The organism is Brevibacillus sp. LEMMJ03, from assembly GCF_007197875.1.
Classification (GTDB): Bacteria; Bacillota; Bacilli; order Brevibacillales; family Brevibacillaceae; genus Brevibacillus; species Brevibacillus thermoruber.
This window is the reverse complement of record NZ_VKJN01000101.1, coordinates 1-404: the sequence shown is the minus strand read 5'-3', so window position 1 is coordinate 404 and position 404 is coordinate 1. Positions and strand designations below refer to the sequence as shown.

The following is a 404-nucleotide window of genomic DNA, read 5'->3' as shown; positions in this document are numbered from 1 at the left end:
TTCTCGCACGGTACCCTCACGTCCACTATACCTCCATGGAACCCCATATCGTACACCATCGTAGCTAACAAATCCGTCTCGGCTGACCTGTCTTGGTTCATGCAAGTATTTTTCCCATCGTTCAGCTGAAGGGATAGGCGACAGATTTTCCTCACGGAGTCGGTCGATGGGACGTTCGCCGGTTGTTCCATGAATACGGCGGTTAATCCGCTCGCACCAGTGTAGGGCTTGTTGATTGAGATCCTGTAAATCAACGAAGCGTTTGCCAGGAAGAAAGTTGTTTTTTACGTATTGAACGCCTCGTTCCACTTTTCCCTTTGTTTCGGGGCGTCGAACTTTGCATACTTTTGGAACAAGCCCAATCGCTGCAGCAAAGTCGGCAAAAAGCGGATGCCAGCGAGGTT

1 protein-coding gene is annotated in these 404 nt (G+C 50.0%); it reads right to left on the bottom strand.

Features of this window, described 5'->3' with window-relative positions:
* On the bottom strand, positions 1–404 hold a 404-nt coding region (locus tag FOI68_RS24175; protein WP_143864437.1), incomplete at both ends, for a Mu transposase domain-containing protein.